The sequence below is a fragment of the Geodermatophilus sp. SYSU D01105 genome, assembly GCF_054050095.1.
This window is the reverse complement of the sequence record NZ_JBJGYR010000006.1, coordinates 127,940-145,318: the sequence shown is the minus strand read 5'-3', so window position 1 is coordinate 145,318 and position 17,379 is coordinate 127,940. Positions and strand designations below refer to the sequence as shown.

General features: G+C 76.8%; 18 protein-coding genes. 12 read left to right on the top strand and 6 right to left on the bottom strand.

Features of this window, described 5'->3' with window-relative positions:
- The first annotated feature begins 48 nt into the window (after positions 1–48).
- From ACI79I_RS07570 to nudC, 6 genes are all read left to right on the top strand, one after another.
- Positions 49–1,467 (top strand): M20/M25/M40 family metallo-hydrolase, encoded by a 1,419-nt coding sequence (locus tag ACI79I_RS07570; protein ID WP_456991692.1) that lies wholly within the window; start codon positions 49–51, stop codon positions 1,465–1,467.
- Positions 1,464–3,077 carry a serine/threonine-protein kinase gene (locus ACI79I_RS07565; RefSeq protein ID WP_456991691.1) on the top strand — a complete coding sequence of 538 codons (1,614 nt, stop codon included), beginning with the start codon at positions 1,464–1,466 and terminating at the stop codon, positions 3,075–3,077. The genes ACI79I_RS07570 and ACI79I_RS07565 overlap by 4 nt, the downstream gene beginning before the upstream one ends.
- Before the next feature lie 35 nt (positions 3,078–3,112).
- The gene (locus tag ACI79I_RS07560; protein WP_456991690.1) at positions 3,113–3,988 is read left to right on the top strand and encodes a DUF2510 domain-containing protein; all 876 of its coding nucleotides are present in this window, start codon (positions 3,113–3,115) and stop codon (positions 3,986–3,988) included.
- 160 nt (positions 3,989–4,148) lie between these two features.
- Positions 4,149–5,459, top strand: a complete 1,311-nt coding sequence (locus ACI79I_RS07555) for a M16 family metallopeptidase (protein ID WP_456991689.1) — start codon at positions 4,149–4,151, stop codon at positions 5,457–5,459.
- Positions 5,456–6,814, top strand: a complete 1,359-nt coding sequence (locus tag ACI79I_RS07550) for a M16 family metallopeptidase (RefSeq protein ID WP_456991688.1) — start codon at positions 5,456–5,458, stop codon at positions 6,812–6,814. Before ACI79I_RS07555 ends, ACI79I_RS07550 begins: the two co-directional genes overlap by 4 nt.
- Positions 6,811–7,782: an NAD(+) diphosphatase gene (gene nudC, locus ACI79I_RS07545; RefSeq protein ID WP_456991687.1), complete on the top strand. Its 972-nt coding sequence runs from the start codon at positions 6,811–6,813 to the stop codon at positions 7,780–7,782. The genes ACI79I_RS07550 and nudC overlap by 4 nt, the downstream gene beginning before the upstream one ends.
- A 37-nt stretch (positions 7,783–7,819) precedes the next feature.
- On the opposite strand, the gene ACI79I_RS07540 is transcribed toward nudC, so the two are convergent.
- From ACI79I_RS07540 to ACI79I_RS07530, 3 genes are all read right to left on the bottom strand, one after another.
- The gene (locus ACI79I_RS07540; RefSeq protein WP_456991686.1) at positions 7,820–8,365 is read right to left on the bottom strand and encodes a uridine kinase; all 546 of its coding nucleotides are present in this window, start codon (positions 8,363–8,365) and stop codon (positions 7,820–7,822) included.
- Positions 8,366–8,466: 101 nt separating this feature from the next.
- Complete coding sequence (locus tag ACI79I_RS07535; RefSeq protein WP_456991685.1) at positions 8,467–9,069, bottom strand: ANTAR domain-containing protein; 603 nt, start codon at positions 9,067–9,069, stop codon at positions 8,467–8,469.
- Between the two features lie 120 nt (positions 9,070–9,189).
- On the bottom strand, positions 9,190–9,453 hold the full coding sequence (locus tag ACI79I_RS07530) for a mycoredoxin (RefSeq protein ID WP_456991684.1): 264 nt from the start codon (positions 9,451–9,453) through the stop codon (positions 9,190–9,192).
- A 149-nt stretch (positions 9,454–9,602) separates the two neighbouring features.
- Here ACI79I_RS07530 and ACI79I_RS07525 point away from each other — a divergent pair, with 149 nt between their 5' ends.
- The 5 genes from ACI79I_RS07525 to ACI79I_RS07505 all read left to right on the top strand — a co-directional run bounded on the left by ACI79I_RS07525 (position 9,603) and on the right by ACI79I_RS07505 (position 13,189).
- Positions 9,603–11,621 carry an ATP-dependent helicase gene (locus tag ACI79I_RS07525; protein ID WP_456991683.1) on the top strand — a complete coding sequence of 673 codons (2,019 nt, stop codon included), beginning with the start codon at positions 9,603–9,605 and terminating at the stop codon, positions 11,619–11,621.
- Between the two features lie 185 nt (positions 11,622–11,806).
- On the top strand, positions 11,807–12,151 hold the full coding sequence (locus ACI79I_RS07520) for a hypothetical protein (protein ID WP_456991682.1): 345 nt from the start codon (positions 11,807–11,809) through the stop codon (positions 12,149–12,151).
- Positions 12,152–12,390: 239 nt separating this feature from the next.
- Complete coding sequence (locus tag ACI79I_RS07515; protein WP_456991681.1) at positions 12,391–12,627, top strand: WhiB family transcriptional regulator; 237 nt, start codon at positions 12,391–12,393, stop codon at positions 12,625–12,627.
- A gap of 77 nt (positions 12,628–12,704) precedes the next feature.
- Positions 12,705–12,869, top strand: a complete 165-nt coding sequence (locus ACI79I_RS07510) for a hypothetical protein (protein ID WP_456918678.1) — start codon at positions 12,705–12,707, stop codon at positions 12,867–12,869.
- 125 nt (positions 12,870–12,994) lie between these two features.
- Positions 12,995–13,189, top strand: a complete 195-nt coding sequence (locus tag ACI79I_RS07505; RefSeq protein WP_456991680.1) for a hypothetical protein — start codon at positions 12,995–12,997, stop codon at positions 13,187–13,189.
- 3 nt (positions 13,190–13,192) lie between these two features.
- Here the strand turns inward: ACI79I_RS07505 and ACI79I_RS07500 are convergent, their stop codons facing one another.
- The 3 genes from ACI79I_RS07500 to ACI79I_RS07490 all read right to left on the bottom strand — a co-directional run bounded on the left by ACI79I_RS07500 (position 13,193) and on the right by ACI79I_RS07490 (position 16,107).
- Positions 13,193–14,368, bottom strand: coding sequence for an ABC1 kinase family protein (locus ACI79I_RS07500; protein ID WP_456991678.1), 1,176 nt, complete (start codon positions 14,366–14,368; stop codon positions 13,193–13,195).
- 373 nt (positions 14,369–14,741) lie between these two features.
- On the bottom strand, positions 14,742–15,824 hold the full coding sequence (locus ACI79I_RS07495; protein WP_456991677.1) for a ThiF family adenylyltransferase: 1,083 nt from the start codon (positions 15,822–15,824) through the stop codon (positions 14,742–14,744).
- Between the two features lie 130 nt (positions 15,825–15,954).
- Positions 15,955–16,107 carry a DUF5679 domain-containing protein gene (locus ACI79I_RS07490; protein WP_012950213.1) on the bottom strand — a complete coding sequence of 51 codons (153 nt, stop codon included), beginning with the start codon at positions 16,105–16,107 and terminating at the stop codon, positions 15,955–15,957.
- Between the two features lie 376 nt (positions 16,108–16,483).
- Here ACI79I_RS07490 and ACI79I_RS07485 point away from each other — a divergent pair, with 376 nt between their 5' ends.
- Positions 16,484–17,152: a M48 metallopeptidase family protein gene (locus ACI79I_RS07485; RefSeq protein ID WP_456991676.1), complete on the top strand. Its 669-nt coding sequence runs from the start codon at positions 16,484–16,486 to the stop codon at positions 17,150–17,152.
- Positions 17,153–17,379: the final 227 nt, after the last annotated feature.

Genomic DNA, 17,379 nt, shown 5'->3' with positions numbered 1-17,379 from the left:
CCTGGCCGGGGACGGCGTCCCGCGCGCCCGCCGCTACGGTCGGAGGCCGTGGGCAGCCCCGAACGCGACTACGTGACCGCGCACCTCGACGACCTGCACGCCGACCTCGACGCCTGGTTGCGGATCCCGTCGATCTCCGCCGACCCGGCCCACGCGCCCAGCGTCGCCGCCAGCGCCGAGTGGCTGGCCGAGGCGTTGCGCCGCACCGGATTCCCCACCGTGGAGATCTGGCCGACCCCGGGCGCGCCGGCGGTGTTCGCCGAGTGGCCGTCCGCGGACGAGGGCGCCCCGGTGGCCCTGGTCTACGGCCACCACGACGTCCAGCCCGTGGACCCGCTGGAGCTGTGGGAGCACCCGCCGTTCGAGCCGACCCGCGTGGAGGGCCCGGACGGCCCGGAGCTGCACGCCCGCGGCGCCATCGACGACAAGGGCAACGTCGCGATGCACCTGGTGGGCATCCGGGCACACCTGGCCGCCACCGGCCGCCAGACGCCCGCGGTCACCGTGAAGCTGCTGGTCGAGGGCGAGGAGGAGTCCGGTTCCCCGCACTTCGCCGACCTGCTGCGCGAGCGGGCCGACCGGCTGGCCTGCGACGTCGTCGTGGTGAGCGACACCGGTATGGCCGCACCCGACGTCCCCAGCGCCGTCGTGGCGATGCGCGGGCTGGCCGACGCCGAGGTCACGCTGAGGGGTCCGGCGGTCGACCTGCACTCCGGTTCGTTCGGCGGCGGGGTCCCCAACCCCCTGCACGCCATGGCGACGCTGATCGCCAGCCTGCACGACGAGCGGGGCCGGGTCACCCTGCCCGGCTTCTACGACCGGGTGCGGCCGCTGACCGATCGCGAGCGCGAGCTCATGGCCCGGGTGCCCTTCGACGAGCAGGCCTGGCTGGCCGGCCCGGCGGCCTCCCGCGTGGCCGCCGGCGAGGAGGGGTTCAGCACGCTCGAGCGGATCGGTGCCCGGCCGACCGCCGAGGTCAACGGCATGTGGGGCGGCTACACCGGCCCCGGTCACAAGACGATCATCCCGGCGGCGGCGCACGCCAAGATCACCTTCCGGCTGGTCGCCGACCAGCGGCCCGCCGACCTCGCTGAGCAGGTCCGCGCCTGGGTCGCGGCCAACACGCCCGAGGGCATCGAGGCCGACGTGCACGTCCCGGCCGGCGGCGTCTCGCCCTGCGCCAGCGACCTGGACTCCCCGGCGATGGCCGCCCTGCTGGCCGCCATCGGGCAGGCCAACGACCGCGACCCCGCCGACGTGCTGTTCACCCGCGAGGGCGGCAGCGGGCCCGAGGCCGACCTGGTCGACGTCCTCGGCGCGCCGCTGCTGTTCCTCGGCGCCGGCCTGCCCACCGACCGCATCCACTCGCCCAACGAGCGTGTGCTGCTGCCGATGCTGTACCGCGGTGCGGAGGCGGCGGCGCACCTGTGGCGCGAGCTGGCGACCGTGGAGTTCCCGGCCCGGTGACCGCGCCGCCGGACGGGGAGCGCTTCGGCCCGTACCGGGTGCTCGGGGTGCTCGGGCGGGGCGGCATGGGCCAGGTCCTGCGCGCGCACGACGCCGAGCACGAGCGGGACGTCGCGCTCAAGGTGCTGCACCCGGAGTGGGCGCAGGACGAGGGCTTCCGCGACCGGTTCCGCCGGGAGGCGCGCATCGCCGCCCGCCTCAACGAGCCGCACGTCATCCCGATCCACCGGTACGGGGAGATCGACGGGCAGCTGTTCCTCGACATGCGGCTGGTGGAGGGCGAGGACCTCGACTCGCTGTTGCGTCGCGCCGGCCCGCTGGACCCCGCACGCGCCGTCGACCTGGTCGGCCAGGTCGCCCGCGCGCTGGACGCCGCCCACGCCGGCGGGCTGGTGCACCGCGACGTCAAGCCGTCCAACGTGCTGCTGGTCGCCCGCTCCGACGGCCGGGACCTCGCCGCGTCCGTGGCGGGGGAGGACTTCGCCTACCTCGCCGACTTCGGCATCGCCCGGGGCGCGGACGACGGTCCCGGCGCCGCGCTCACCGCCACCGGGACCGCGGTCGGCAGCACCGAGTACATGGCGCCCGAGCGCTTCGCCGCCGTGCCGCCGGACGCCCGCGCGGACGTCTACTCCCTGGCGTGCGTGCTGTTCGAGCTGCTCACCGGGCGCCGGCCGTTCGCCGCGGGCGACCCGGTCGGCCTGATGGCCGCCCACCTGCACGCGCCGCCGCCGGCGCCGTCCTCGCTGCGGCCCGGGGTGCCGCGGGCGCTCGACGAGGTGGTGCTCCGCGGGCTGGCCAAGGACCCCGCCCAGCGGTGGCAGACCGCAGGCGAGCTGGCGGCCGCGGCCCGCACCGCCCTCGCGTCCAGCGGCGTCCCGGTGCCCCGCACGGACGCCGCACCCACCGCGGTCGGTGCGGGGGACGGCGGCCGCGTGGTCACCCGCCGGGAGCTCGCCGCGGCGCCGCTGACGACCTGGCCCCCGCCCACCCCGTCGGGCGTCGTGGAGGAGGTGGGCAGGAGCTCCCGGCGCTGGACGGCGTGGCTCCCGTGGGTGGTCGCGGTCGCCTCCCTCGTCGCGGTGCTCGTCCTCGCCGGCCTGCTGGTGGCGACCGACCGGCGGGCCGACGGAGCCGCCGACGACGCCGCGGGAGCCGCCGAGCGGCTGCTCGTGGTGACCCTCCCCGAGGGGGTCGACGCCGCGCGGTGCACCGTCGTGGAGCCGGCCGGGACCCGGCTGCGGCAGCTGAGCTGCCCCGCGGGCGACCTCGACGACGACGGCGCCCCGGCCGGGACCTACACCGTCTTCGCCGGGGACGGCGCGGCCGCCGCGTTCGCCGCGCACGTGCAGGACGCCGGCCTCCGCGAGCTGGACGACGAGTTCGAGTGCGGCAGCGACGAGGACGCGCACGGGTGGGTGCGGCTGCGCGACTCCGACGACCGGCCCGTCGGCCGCCTCGCCTGCTCCGTGGACGCCGACGGCGACGCCGAGCTGCGCTGGACGTGGGACGACCTGGGCACCCTCGCGCTCGTCGAGCTGCGCGGCGGCGGCGATGACGGGCTGTCCACGCTGCGCTGGTGGTGGGCCGACGCGGCGGACCGCCGGTGACCGGGACACCCGTCCGCCGGTCCTAGGGTGCAGACGTGAGCGGAGGAGGGCAGGCAGGAGGGGCCCCGGCGGGGTGGTACCCCGACCCGGACGGCGCCCCGGGGATGGTGCGCTGGTGGAGCGGGACGGCCTGGTCGGACGTGACCACCCCCGCCGGACCCGGTGTCGCCGTCCAGGCGCCGCCGGTGCACGTCCCGGCCACCCCGCCGTCCGCGCCGGTCCCGCCGGCGTCCCCGCGCCGCGGGCGCACCGGGTGGGTCGTCGGGCTCTCCGTGCTCGGCGTGGTGCTCGTCGTGCTGATCGGCTTCCTCGTCGGCCGGCCGTCGGACCGCGCGGCCGACGAGGGCGGGCAGGCCGGCGGCCCTCCGGTGGCCACCGGTCCGACCTTCCCGCCGGGCACGGTGCGGATCGTCGACGAGGCCGCCGGCATCGCCTACCCCTTCCTCGGCGACGGCTGGTACGAGTACAACCAGGGCCCGGTCGTCGAGACGGCGTCGGTCGCGGGGCAGTTCCTCACGACCCAGGACCTCACGCCCGACGGCGGCACCTTCATCGCCCAGTGCACCTCCGGCCCGCTGGTCGAGCAGTTCGGCTACGCCGGGCCGGGGAGCCTGCAGTCGACGCTCGCCCAGGTCGCCGACAGCGTGCGCACCAACTACTACCCGGCGCCCAACGAGCGGCGGGTCCTGCGCGACGAGGGCCGCACCGTCGACGGCGCGCCGGCGCACCTGTTCGAGTTCGACCTGTCGTGGGACGTGGAGGGCTACGACGCCACCGGGGAGCGGGCGGCACTGCTGCTGCTCGACGTCGGCCGTCCGGCGCCGGCGCTGCTCTACGTCTCGATCCCGAACACGCACGCGGAGCTGTACGGCGTCATCGACCGGGTCATCGACGGCGTCGAGGTGCTGTGACACCGCGGTCCTCCGGACCGCAGCGCGGCCAGGTGCCGTCGCCGGCTCGAGTGGAGCCGATCCCCGCGTCCCGGTCGGGGACCCTCCGGGCCCCGCGACCGGTCCACCGCGGCCAGGTCCACCACGGCGCCTAGCCGCCGGGTCCGGCTACTGTCGGGACGTGACAGCAGCTGGGGCCGACCTCACCCTCCGGCACCCGGTGGAGCGATTCCGACTGGAGAACGGCCTGCGGGTCGTGCTCGCGCCCGACCGCAGCGTGCCGGTGGTCGCCGTGACCGTCTCCTACGACGTCGGGATGCGCAACGAGCCGCAAGGCCGCACCGGCTTCGCCCACCTCTTCGAGCACCTCATGTTCCAGGGCTCGGCCAACGTGCCGAAGATGGAGCACGCCCGCCTGGTCCAGGCCGCGGGCGGCACCTTCAACGGCTCGACCCACCAGGACTTCACCAACTACTACGAGGCGCTGCCCACCGAGGCGCTCGAGCGCGCCATCTTCCTCGAGGCCGACCGGATGGCGGCGCCGGCGATCACCGAGGAGAACCTCCGCAACCAGATCGACGTGGTGAAGGAGGAGATCCGGGTCAACGTCCTCAACCGGCCGTACGGCGCCTTCCCGTGGCTGCAGCTGCCCCAGATCGCCTTCGAGAGCTTCGCCAACACCCACGACGGCTACGGGTCCTTCGTCGACCTCGAGTCCTCCACGGTCGAGGACGCCACCGACTTCTTCCACCGCTACTACGCGCCGGGCAACGCGGTCGTGTGCATCGGCGGCGACCTCGAGGTCGAGGAGACCGAGCGGCTGGTGCGCCGCTGGTTCGGCCCCATCGAGGCGCGCGACGTGCCGCCGACGGTCGCCACCGGCGAGCCGTCCCCGACGACGGTGCGCTCGAGCGTGGTGGAGGACCGCCTGGCACCGACCCCGGCGGTGGCCGTCGGCTGGCGGGTCCCCGACCCGGTCGGCGACCTCGACACCTACCTGGGCACCGTCCTCCTCGCGGAGCTGCTCAGCGAGAGCGACGCCTCCCGCCTGGAGCGCCGGCTCGTGCACGACGACCAGCTGGCCGTCGCGCAGAGCAGCTACGTCGGCCTGTTCGGCGACCCCTTCGAGGTCCGGGACGCCACGCTGTTGACCACCCAGGTCCACCACCCGGCGTCGGTCACCGTCGAGAAGGTGCTGGCCGCGGTGCACGAGGAGATCGGCAAGATCGCCGACGAGGGCGTCGGCGCCGAGGAGCTCGCGCGCGTGCAGGCCCGCGCCGAGGCACAGCTGCTGCGCCAGGCCGACTCCGTGCTCGGCCGCACGCTGGCGTTCGGCACGGCCGAGCTGATCCACGGTCGCGCCGAGCTGGCCGGCGAGCTCGCCGCCCGGCTCGCCGCGGTCACCCCCGAGCAGGTGCAGGTCGCCGCCCGCGGGCTGGACCCCGGCACCGCCGCCGTCCTCGAACTGCGCGCGACGGGAGGACGTCGGTGAGTGCCCCGGACCTGATCCCACCGCTGGGCGAGCCCCGCCCGCAGCCCGAGCTGCCGGTCAGCGAGGCCACCCTGCCCAGCGGCCTGCGGCTGGTCGTCGTCCCGCGACCCGGCGTCCCGCTGGTCGAGCTGCGGCTGCGCGTGCCCTTCGCCGCCCCGACGGCGCGGACCGCGGCCGCGCACACCGCGCGCACGGCGGTGCTCTCCGGCGCGGTCCTGCTCGGCACCGAGGCCCACGACGCCACCGGCATCGCGCAGCTCTTCCAGGCCCACGGCGGGGAGCTGTCGGTCTCGGCCGACCCCGACCGGCTGCTGTTCTCGACCACGCTGCTGTCCGAGGGCCTGGCCCCCGTCCTCGGTGTGCTCGCCGAGGTGCTCACCAGCGCCACGTTCCCCGCCGACCAGGTCGAGGCAGAGCGCGCTCGCGTCGGCGAGCGCATCTCCATCGCCCGGTCGCAGCCCGGGGTCATCGCGCGCACCGCCCTGGCCGCCCGCCGGTACGGCACCCACCCCTACGCCGAGCAGCTGCCCACCACCGAGGCGGTCGCCGCGGTGCGCAGCCAGGCGCTGCGCAAGCTGCACCGCGAGCGGGTGCTGCCCGCCGGCAGCACGCTGGTGCTCGTCGGCGACCTCGACCCGGCGGCCGCGATCGAGGCGGCGTGGGAGGCCCTGGCCGGCTGGACCGGCGAGGGGACGGCGGTGAGCGCTCCGCCCGCGCCGCAGCTGGTGCCCGGCCACCTCGAGGTGGTCGACCGCCCCGGCGCGGTGCAGTCCAACCTCCGGCTCGGCGGACCCGCCCCCAGCCGCACCGAGCCCGACCTGGCTGCCGTCCGGCTGGCCAACATGGTCTACGGCGGCTACTTCTCCTCGCGGCTGGTCGAGAACATCCGCGAGCGGCGGGGCTACAGCTACAGCCCGCGCAGCTCGGTCGACCACCTGGCCGCGGCGTCGTCTTTCCTGGTCGAGGCCGACGTCGCCACCGAGGTCACCGCGCCGGCGATGCTGGAGATCCTCTACGAGCTGGGCCGGATGGCGCTCACCCCGGTCACGCCCGAGGAGCTGGACGGCGCCCGGCGGTACGTGCTGGGCAGCATGGCGCTGTCCACGGCCACGCACGCCGGGCTGGCCAGCACGCTGTCGGCCCTGGTCGGCGCCGGGCTCCCGCCGGGCTGGCTGGCCGAGCACCAGCGGGCGCTGGCCGAGGTGACCGTCGAGGAGGTGCAGGCCGCGGCCCGCCGCTACCTGCAGCCCGCCGCGCTGACCGCGGTGGTGGTCGGCGACGCCGAGCGGGTCACCGACGGGCTGCGGGCGCTCGGGCCGGTCGACGTCCGCGCCTCGGCGGAGGTGCCGGCGTGACCGTCCCGGCCGGCGGCAGCACGCCGGCGGACAACCCGCCCCTGCACGACCCCGCGCGCGGCTCCTGGCCGGAGAGCCGGCCGTCCCCGCCGGGGCCGGTGCCGGTCCTCTCCCGTTCCGCGCACGACCGCAGCCACCTCGCGCGGTCCCTGCCCGATCCCACCGGGGGCCGCCCGGTCCGGGTGCTGACCGTCGACGAGCGACGCACCGTGCCGGTCCGGGAGGACGACGGCCGTCCCCGGCTCCTCTGGGAGGAGCGCACGCAGCTGCCCGACGGGGCGGTCTACCTCGGCGAGGCCGACGGGGTCCACTACGCCGCCGTCCGCGGCGACCGGCGGCTCGCCGTCGGCGGGCGGCCGGTCGACGGCTGGAGCGGGCTGCGCGAGCTCGGCGCCGACCTCGACGACCTCGACGCGGGCCTGCTCGCCGAGGCGATCGGGATCCTCGAGTGGCACGAGCGGCACCGGTTCAGCCCGCTGTCCGGGGCCGAGACGACCGTCGAGCGGGCCGGCTGGGTGCGGCGGGACCCGGTGACCGGTGCGGAGCTGTTCCCGCGCACCGACCCGGCCGTGATCATGCTGGTCCACGACGGCGGCGACCGGTGCGTGCTCGGCCGGCAGGCGGTCTGGCCGCCCGGCCGGTTCTCCATCCTCGCCGGGTTCGTCGAGCCGGGGGAGTCCGCCGAGGCGGCCGTCGCCCGCGAGGTCGCCGAGGAGGTCGGCGTCCAGGTCACCGACATCCGGTACGTGGGCAGCCAGCCCTGGCCGTTCCCGCAGTCGCTGATGCTCGGCTACACCGCGCGCGTCGAGGGGGACCCGACCCTGCGGCTGGACCCCACCGAGATCGAGGAGGCCCGCTGGTTCACCCGCGAGGAGCTGCGCTCCGGCGCCGGCCCGCGGGCACTGCCACCGGCGGTCTCCATCGCCCGGCACATCATCGACCGCTGGGTGGCCGGCGAGCTGGGCTGAGGGGCGGCGACGACCAGGACGCCGATCACGGCCGTCGTCAGGCGAGGCGGCCCTGGAGCACCAGTGCCGGGTGGTCGGGGGAGTCGGCCAGGACGACGGCGTCGGCGAGGGCCACCGGGTCCACCTCGGCGTCGTAGCGGTCGAAGGCGGGCAGCTCCCAGGCCTGCTCCGCGGGCGTGCGCCGGCGACGAGCCGGTGGGGCCACCCGCAGGTGGACGACGACGTCGAACGCGAGCCCCAACCCCTGCAGCAGGGGACCCGGCACGAGCAGCACGCCGCCCGGCGGCATCGGTTCGGGGCGGGCCCGGGCGGCGCGGTCGCGGACGACGTCCCACAGCACCGGCAGGTACCGCCCCGAGCCGCCGGGGCCGACGGGCTCCAGGACCTCGCGGGTCAGCGCCCCGGCGTCGAGCCAGTCGGTGTAGCGGGCGTCGGGGTCGGTGCGGCCGTGCTCGAACCGCAGCGAGGCCGGGCGCAGGAACCCACCGGCCGGGACGACGGCGGCCGGTCGTCCCAGCGCCGGCAGCCGCTCGGCCACCGCGCGGGCCAGGGTCTCGGGCGCGGCGACGTCGGGCCCGTCCACGGCGACCCGCAGCGCGGTCGCCCCCGGTTCGGGCGGCAGGTCCCCGAGCAGCCCCGCCAGGCGGTCGGCGAGCGCCGTCGGGGTCAGCGGCTCCGGACGGGTCAGGACCGCTCCTCCGCGGCCCTCCGCTCGCCGCGTGCCCGGGTGCGCCGGCCGTCGGAGGCGGCGAGGGTCCGGGGTGCAGGCGGCGCGGACTCGGCCGGGGCGAGCTCCTCCGCGCGCGTCTCGAGGTCCTCGAGCACCTCGCGGGCGAGGTCGGCGACCGGGCGCCCCTGGTTCCGCGCGCTGCCGCGCAGCCGCTCGAAGGCGCAGCGGGGACTGGTGCCGTGCCGCTCGGCCAGGACGCCGATCGCGCGCTCGGTGGACACCCGGGCCGCGAGCGCGTGCTCGAGCTGGGCGACGGTCCGCTCGAGCGCGGCCAGGCGGGCGTCGCGCGGGTCGGCGTCGGACTCGGTCTGCCCGACCGGGCCGCGGGCGGCACGCCGGGCGGTCCGGTCCGGCTCGACCAGGGCGCCCAGTTCCTCGGCGACGAGGTCGGCGAGCGACATGCCCTCGACCAGGTCGCCCACGTCCGCCGCCCGGCCGGGGGCGAGGACCGACCAGCCCCGACCGGTGCGGGCGACCACGACCGCGGGTCCCTCCGACCCGAGTGCGTCGTCCGGGCAGGCGGCCGCGGCGGCTGCGTGCTCGACGCTCGAACTCACGACGGCGTCCTCCGGAGGGGCGGGCCCGGTCTCGTGGCCGGGACGTCAGGGGGCCGTGGTCACAGCCCTCGGCCGACGATCATGCCTCCTTGCGCACCGAGTCGGGGGGAACACTCGCCGTCACGCCTCAGCGGCCTGGGCGAGCTGGCTCTTGACCTCGTCGATGCTGGGGTTGGTCAGCGCGCTGCCGTCGGCGAACACCAGCGTCGGCACCGTGCGGTTGCCGCCGTTGGCCTGCATGACGATGTCGGCGGCGGCCGGGTCGCGCTCGATGTCGACCTCGGCGTAGTCGATCCCCTCGCGCTGCATCAGCTTCTTCAGCCGCACGCAGTAGCCGCACCAGGTGGTGGTGTACATGGTCACGGCGGCGGTCGCTGCACTCATCGAGGGGGTCCTCCCAGGGATCGGTGGGGCGGCGCGGCGGAGTCCGGCCACCGCCGGGGGTCAACGCCGCGCGCCCGGGGATGCTTCCCTCCAGCGTCGGTAGCGGCTGGGAGGATGGGGACGGCCATCGAGGAGAGACGGGGGGCCGGATGTCGCAGATCGCCGGAGCGCCCGGCGTCGTGCGGGGCGCGGAGGCGGTGCTCGCGCAGCTGGACGACGAGCAGCGCGCGGCCGCCCAGGCCGTCTCCGGGCCGGTCTGCATCCTCGCCGGTGCCGGCACGGGGAAGACGCGCACCATCACCCACCGCATCGCCTACGGGGTGCACACGGGCGCCTTCGCGCCCGAGCAGGTGCTGGCCGTCACCTTCACCGCGCGCGCCGCCGGGGAGCTGCGCGGCCGCCTCGCCGGGCTCGGGGTCGGTGGCGTGCAGGCGCGCACGTTCCACGCCGCGGCGATGCGTCAGCTGCGGTACTTCGCCCCGCGGGTCCTGGGCGGGCCGATGCCGGGGCTGGTGGAGAACAAGCTGCGGCTGGTCGCCACCGCGGCCTCCCGGGGCCGCCTCTCCTCCGACCGCACGAGCCTGCGCGACCTCGCCAGCGAGATCGAGTGGGCCAAGACCACCCTGGCCACCCCCGACGACTACCCGGCCCGCGCGCAGGCCGCCGGTCGCGAGCCGCCGTTCGAGCCGGCCGCCGTCGCCTCGGTCTACGCCAGCTACGAGTCGGCCAAGCAGCGCGACGGCGTCCTCGACTTCGAGGACCTCCTGCTCGTCACCGCCTACGCACTGGAGGAGCACCCGGACGTGGCGCGTCAGGTGCGCGGCCAGTACCGGCACTTCGTCGTCGACGAGTACCAGGACGTCAACCCGCTGCAGCAGCGGCTGCTCGACGCCTGGCTCGGTGGCCGGGCCGACGTGTGCGTCGTCGGGGACCCCAACCAGACGATCTACAGCTTCACCGGCGCCGACCCCGACTACCTGCTCGGCTTCGCCGACCGCTACCCCGACGCCGAGGTGGTCAAGCTGGAGCGGGACTACCGCTCCACCCCGCAGGTCGTGGCGCTGGCCAACAAGCTGATCGGGCAGGCACCGCGGCGCAAGGGGCTGCCGGGCCTGCGGTTGCTGGGCCAGCGCGCGGAGGGTCCGGCGCCGCGCTTCTTCGAGCACCCCGACGAGCCGACCGAGGCCGCCGCCGTCGCGCAGGCCTGCCGCGCCCTCGTCGAGGCGGGGATGCCGGCGGCCGAGATCGCCGTGCTGTTCCGGATCAACGCCCAGTCCGAGGTCTACGAGAACGCGCTGAGCGCCGCGGGCGTGCCCTACGTGCTCAAGGGCGGGGAGCGGTTCTTCGAGCGGCCCGAGGTGCGGGAGGCCGTGCTGCTGCTGCGCGGCGCCGCGGCCGGCGGGATCGAGCCCGGCGCGCTGGTGCCCACCGTGCGGGACGTGCTGGCCTCCACCGGCTGGGCCGAGCACCGGCCCCCGCCGGGCGGCGCCGCGCGCGACCGCTGGCAGTCCCTCGCCGCGCTGGTCGACCTCGCCGTCGACCTGGTGGCCGAGGACCCGACGATGGACCTCGCCGGCTTCGTCACCCACCTGGCCGCGCGGGCCGACGCGCAGCACGCGCCCACGGTGCAGGGCGTCACCCTGGCCTCGATGCACGCGGCCAAGGGCCTGGAGTGGGATGCGGTGTTCGTCGTCGGCCTCGTGGACGGCGTGGTGCCGATCGCCCAGTCGCTGTCCCGACCCGAGGCGGTGGAGGAGGAACGGCGGCTGCTCTACGTCGCCGTGACCCGGGCCCGTGAGCAGTTGACGCTGTCGTGGTCGCTGGCCCGCAACCCGGGCGGCCGCCGGTCGCGGCCGCGCAGCCGGTTCCTCACCGGGCTGGTCCCGGAGTCCACCCCCACGGCCGCGCCGCCCCCGCGGCGGCAGAAGCGCGCCAAGGTCGTCCTCGAGGGCGAGGCGGGGGAGCTGTTCGAGCGGCTCCGGGCCTGGCGCAGCGAGGCCGCCGCGTCCGCGTCGGTCCCCGCCTACGTGGTCTTCACCGACGCGACCCTGCAGGCCATCGCCGAGTCCCGCCCGGCCACGCTGCGCGAGCTGGCCGCCCTGCCTGGGATCGGCGCGCGCAAGCTCGAGCTCTACGGCGAGGACGTGCTGGCCACCGTCAGCGCCTGAGAGGTCGCCGTCCGTTACGGCGAACGGGTGACCTGGGTCACTCCGACACGGCGGGGTTAATTGCGTTGACCCTCCTCGCGGTGGGCCCCTACTGTCCTTCTCGCGCTCGGGGCACCGCCCCGGGCCGCACCAAGCCCGAGACCGGCCGGCAGGCCGGGATCCGACCCCGGAGAGGAGGGGGACCGATGATCACCACGATGTGGACCGACGCCCCCGCCGGGGTCTCCGGCCCGGGGAGCCTCGCCGTGCGTCCGGCCGGCCACACGGCGCCGTCCGCCGCCCAGCGTCTCCGCGCCCTGCCCCTGACCGCCGCCGTCGCCGGCGTGCCCACCTGCGTGCCCGCCGTCGCGACCCCGGTCCCCGGCATCGACGTCCCCGGCGCTCCGCAGTTCGACCTCGTGCCCTCCGGCCGTGGCCTCGGCGCCCTCCGTGCGACCGATGAGTTCGGCACCGGCATCGACGTCATCCAGGACGAGCAGAACGACGGCACCACCCTCGGGATCCCCTCCTCGAGGAGACCACTGAGCTAGCGCTCGACCGGTCCTCCTCGAGGCCGCGGAACCCGAACACCGGGCTCCGCGGCCTCTCTCATTCGGCATCGCGGCACCCGGCCCCGACTCCCGGTCGGCGGGTCCCCGCCGGCTGACGACGACGAGTACGAGGAGGAGCGGCAGTGCAGCAGGCGATCGACCGCCCGACGTCCCACCGCCGACCCGGGCTCCCCCGGACCGGCGGCTCCCTTCCCCGACGGCCGGCGACCCCGGCTCCGGTGCGGCTCCCGCTGCCGTGCCGGACCGACCCGGACCTGTGGTTCGCCGAGAGCCCGGCCCAGCTCGAGCAGGCCAAGACGCTCTGCGCGAACTGCCCGGTCCGGGACGCCTGCCTGGCCGGTGCGCTCGACCGCGGCGAGCCGTGGGGCGTCTGGGGCGGCGAGATCTTCGAGCGCGGCGTGGTCATCCCGCGGAAGCGGCCACGCGGACGCCCCCGCAAGGTCGCGGTCGCGTGACCCCGACCGACCCGACCACCACCCACCCATCCCGGCCCGCCGACCGGTGGGCTCCCCGAGACCTCCGAGGACTGAAGGTGCACACCATCGAGTACGACCTCGCCGTCGACCGACTGCGCGAACTGCGCGCCGAGGCCGACACCGCCGCGCGCGCCCACCGGCTGCGCGCCGCCCGCCGCTGGGCCCGTCGCGCCGAGCAGGCGACGCGGCGTGCCGCGCGCGCCAGCGCCGCCGTCCGCTGACGGCGGTCCCTCCCGCGGGGGCCGCGTGCCCCCGCCCGATCCGCGGCCGGTCCCGGACGCTCCCGGTGCGTCCGGGACCGGCCGCCCTCCTGTGCCCGGCCCCTCCCGGCGGGCAGGCTGGGGGAGTGGACGACGAGCTGACCTGTGCCCGGTGCGGCCGGAGCGGCACCGCGGCCGACGTCCCGAGCGGCTGGTCGCTGAGCACCCCGCCCCGGGCGACCGGCGTCGCCGGCCCGCGGGAGCCCGCGCCGCCGACCGCGCTGTGCCCCGCGTGCGCGCGGGAGCACCTGCGCGACCTCGAGGCGCGGCTGGACCCGTGACCCTCAGCCGGTGAAGCCGGGCAGCCACTCCTCGATGACGCTGCGGAAGTCGCCCGCGGAGTCCAGCTGGCACAGCACGCCGATCGAGCCGATCGTCACCCGGTGGATGAGCAGGTAGGCCGGGGGCAGGTTGAGCATCCGGCCGAGCCGGCTGGCCTCGCTGCGCGGGTCGGCGATGCGGGCGGCCTGCTCCTGCATCCAGGCCCGCGTGAACTGGAAGTGGTGGCTCTCGATCGGCTCCAGCAGCGGCCGCAGGTAGTCCAGCACCCCCTGCGCGTCGACCTCGACCCCGGGCCGCACGAAGCCCTCCGCGCGCAGGTCGGCCAGGACGTCGTCGGCGCGGCCCTCGAGGGCCCAGCGCACCAGCCGGCCGATCGGCTCGGGGTGGCCGTCGGGGAGGCGGGCGGTCGCGCCGAAGTCGATGACCCCGAGCCGCCCGTCGGCGAGCAGGCGGAAGTTGCCCGGGTGCGGGTCGGCGTGCAGCAGCCCGGCCCGCTGGGGCCCGGAGAAGTGCAGCACGGACATCAGCAGGCCGGCGCGGTCGCGCTGCTCCCGCGTGCCCGAGGCGATGATCCGCGACAGCGGCGTCCCCTCCAGCCACTCCGAGACGATCACCTTGGGCGCGCTGGCCACGACCCGGGGGACGACGATCTGCTCGTCGTCGACGTAGGCCGCGGCGAAGGCCCGCTGGGCATCGGCCTCCAGCCCGTAGTCGAGCTCCTCGACGACCCGGGCCTTGAGCTCGGCGATGAGCGGCTTGACGTCCATCCCCGGGAAGAGCGCGGCGAACAGCCGGGCGAAGCGGGAGAGCTGGTTGAGGTCGGCCATCAGCGCGGTGGCCGCACCCGGGTACTGGATCTTCACCGCGACGTCGCGCCCGTCCCGCCAGGTGCCGCGGTGCACCTGACCGATGCTGGCCGCGGCCGCGGGGGCGTCGTCGAAGTGCCGGAAGCGCTCCCGCCACTTCCCGCCGAGCTGCTGGGCGAGGACCCCGTGGACCGTGCGCGCCGCCATCGGCGGCGCCTCCTCCTGCAGCTTCACCAGCGCCTCGCGGTAGGGCGCGGCGACCTCCTCGGGGACCGCGGCCTCGAACACCGACAGCGTCTGGCCGAGCTTCATCGCCCCGCCCTTGAGCTGGCCCAGGACGGCGAACAGCTGCTCGGCGGTGCGTTGCTGCAACTCGGCGGTGACGGCGTCGGCGGGCCGGCCGGACAGCCGCTTGCCGATGCCGAGGGTGGGGGGGGGGGGGGGGGGGGGGGGGGGGGGGGGGGGGGGGGGGGGGGGGGGGGGGGGGCGGGGCCGGGCCGCCCGGCCCGGCGCGAGCCCCGGCCCCGCCCCCCCCCCCCCCCCCCCCCCAGGGGGAGGGAGGCCAACCGTGCGGTCCGTGAGACCGAGCCCCGTGGGATGCCCCGTCCGGTCTCGGTCACGCGGTCTCCTCGCTGGCCGTCGTCAGGCCGCAGTCGCGGCGGCACCAGGCCCCCGTGTGGGCTCGCCGGCGCACTCTGCCCGCCATTGTCACCCGATGGGTGGGTGCAGCGCTGGAGGAGGGGGCTCATGTCCCTCCATCGGGGCCGAGGGAACCCGCGGGGCACCCGCAGTCGGGGTGCGCCGGCCAGCGGCGCAGCCGGGGGACCAGGTCGGGGAGGTGCAGCTCCACCGTCGCCCCGAGGGTGACGGGGGCGCCGCTGCCGTCGAGGTAGGCGAGCACCTGCACGGCCGCGGTGACCGCCGTCATCAGGCAGGTGACGGTCGCGCCGCTGGGGGGCGCCGGCGACGCGGTGAGCTGGGCGGCGAGCGCGGGCCACCGCGGGTCGGCGTCCCGCCGGTGCAGGTCGGCACAGCGCAGGCAGCTGGTGGCACCGGGCACCACGAGGGGGCCGACCACCCCGGTCTGCCCACGGACGGTGGCCACCAGGTGGGGCACGCCACGGCGCTGGAGGCCTGCGACCAGCGGGTCGGAGGCGGCCCACGGGCGGGTGAGGACGACCAGGTCACCGGGCGCGCCGGCGGGCAGCGGGCGCACGTCGGCCAGGGGGCTGGCGCGGCGGACGGCGTCGGCGGCGGCCAGCGCACGCTCGCGCCCCTCGTCCGCGGCGTCCAGCCCTCCGACGACGGCGTCTCCGGCGGTGACCGGACCGGCGTCCCGGACGCTGACCCGGCCCACGCCGCTCGCGGCCAGGAGGGCGGCCAGCGGCACCCCGACCCGCGTCGCCCCCTCGACGACCACGGACGCTCCGCGGCGGGCGCGCCACGGTGACCCCCGCCGCTGCTCGCGGGTCGCAGCCGAGGGGAGCTCCGATCGCGTCCGAGCCGCGGCGGCCGGGCCGGCGTCCGAGGCCAGCAGGTCAGTGGCGTCGACGTCGACCAGCAGGCCGGTCGCCCGCAGCCCGTCGAGCAGGGTGGAGACCGCGGCGGGGTCGTGCCCCGCACGGGCGGCGTCGGTCAGGACACCCCGCTGGGTGCGCCGCCCGTCCAGCCCGCGCAGCAGGGCGGCGAGGTCGTCCGCACCGGGTGTCACGAGCAACCCGTCGCCGGAGTCGGCCCCGCCCACCCGGAGCGTGTCGCGGCCGCCGGACCCCGCCAGCCGCAGGAGGGGGACGTCCGGGGGGAGGAGCGGGTGTGCGGTGTCGTCCACACCGGCAGGTTCGCAGCCGCGCGGCCGGGGGTGCCCGCCTCGTCCACAGACGCCGACGGGGTCCACAGGTGCCGGAGACGACGACGGCGGCACCCGCCGTGCGGGTGCCGCCGTGGGGAGCCGGGCGAACTCAGGCCTTGCCGAGGATCCGGTTCATCTTGGTGCCGCAGACGGGGCAGGTGCCCTGCGCCATGCGGCGGCCGGACTCGCTGACCTTGACCTCGCCGTCGAAGTCCCGCTTCTCCTTGCACTTCACGCAGTAGCCGTTGTAGCTCTCCGCCACGGTGCCTCCTCTTCTCCAGGCCTGCTCGGTGCCCGTCCCGGGCGCCGTCCTCCGGAACGCTACCCGTGACGAGCGCGCCCACTCGGGGCGACGGGGAACCCGTCACCCACAGCCTGTGGACAGAGCTGTGGAGCGCGTGGGGACGCTGCGGCGTGTCCCTGTGCGCGAACGGGGGACGGGGCCGTGCACCGGTGCCCGCGCGAGGTGGCGAGGGCCGCTCCGACCTGCGGGAACGCGTCCACAGGGCTGTGGACGGCGGCTCGACGGGGCACCCGTCCCCGGGACGGGCGCCCTCGTGTCCACCGTCCGTGCGACATGCGCCCGCGGTCGGCCCGGTGGTGCGGCGCGGCCGCGCGGCGGTGACTACGGTGCCTGCGTGCCCGGAACGCCTCCCGACACCCCGCACCGCCCGGTCCCGGTCTCGCCTCCGCAGGAGGCCCGGGGCTCTCGCGCCGTCCCCGCGAGCCGGTCGGACCGGAGTGCCTCGGCGACGGTGCTGCCCGGGGACGTGGAGGTCCGCCGCAGCGCGCGGCGCCGCCGGACGGTGACCGCCTACCGGGAGTCCGGCCGGACGGTCGTGCTCATCCCGGCGGCGTTCAGCCCGGCCGAGGAGCGTCGCTGGGTGGCGCAGATGGTCGCCAAGCTGCAGACCCGCGAGGAGCGCCGCCGCCGGTCCCTCGGTGGGGACGACGAGCTGATGGCCCGCGCCCGGGCGCTGTCGTCGGCTCACCTCGACGGCGTGCCGCAGCCGGCCAGCGTCCGCTGGGTGGACAACCAGCAGCGACGCTGGGGGTCGTGCACCCCGGCGGACGGGACCATCCGGCTGTCGAGCCGGCTGCGGGCGATGCCGGAGTACGTCGTCGACTACGTGCTGGTGCACGAGCTGGCGCACCTGATCGAGCCCAGCCACGACGCGCGGTTCTGGGCCCTCGTGGCCCGCTACCCGAAGGCCGAGCGCGCCCGCGGGTTCCTCGAGGGCGTGGAGCTCTCGCACGCCGACGGCGCGGAACCGGCCGACGGCGGCGAGGACGACCTGGTCGACTGAGAGAGGACCCCCTGCCCCCACCGCTCGCACGCTCGCGGGGGGACCCTGCAGGGGGCCCGGGTGCGCCGCTGCCCGTGTCCCGGTCGGGAGGTCCTCCGGACGCCCGCGATGACACTGTCGGCCCACCGGCCGACACCGCGACCAGGTGCCGTCCCCCGGCCGCCGCTGAGCCCACTCCCGCGTCCCGGTCGGGAGGTCCTCCGGACCCCCGCGACCGGTCCACCCGG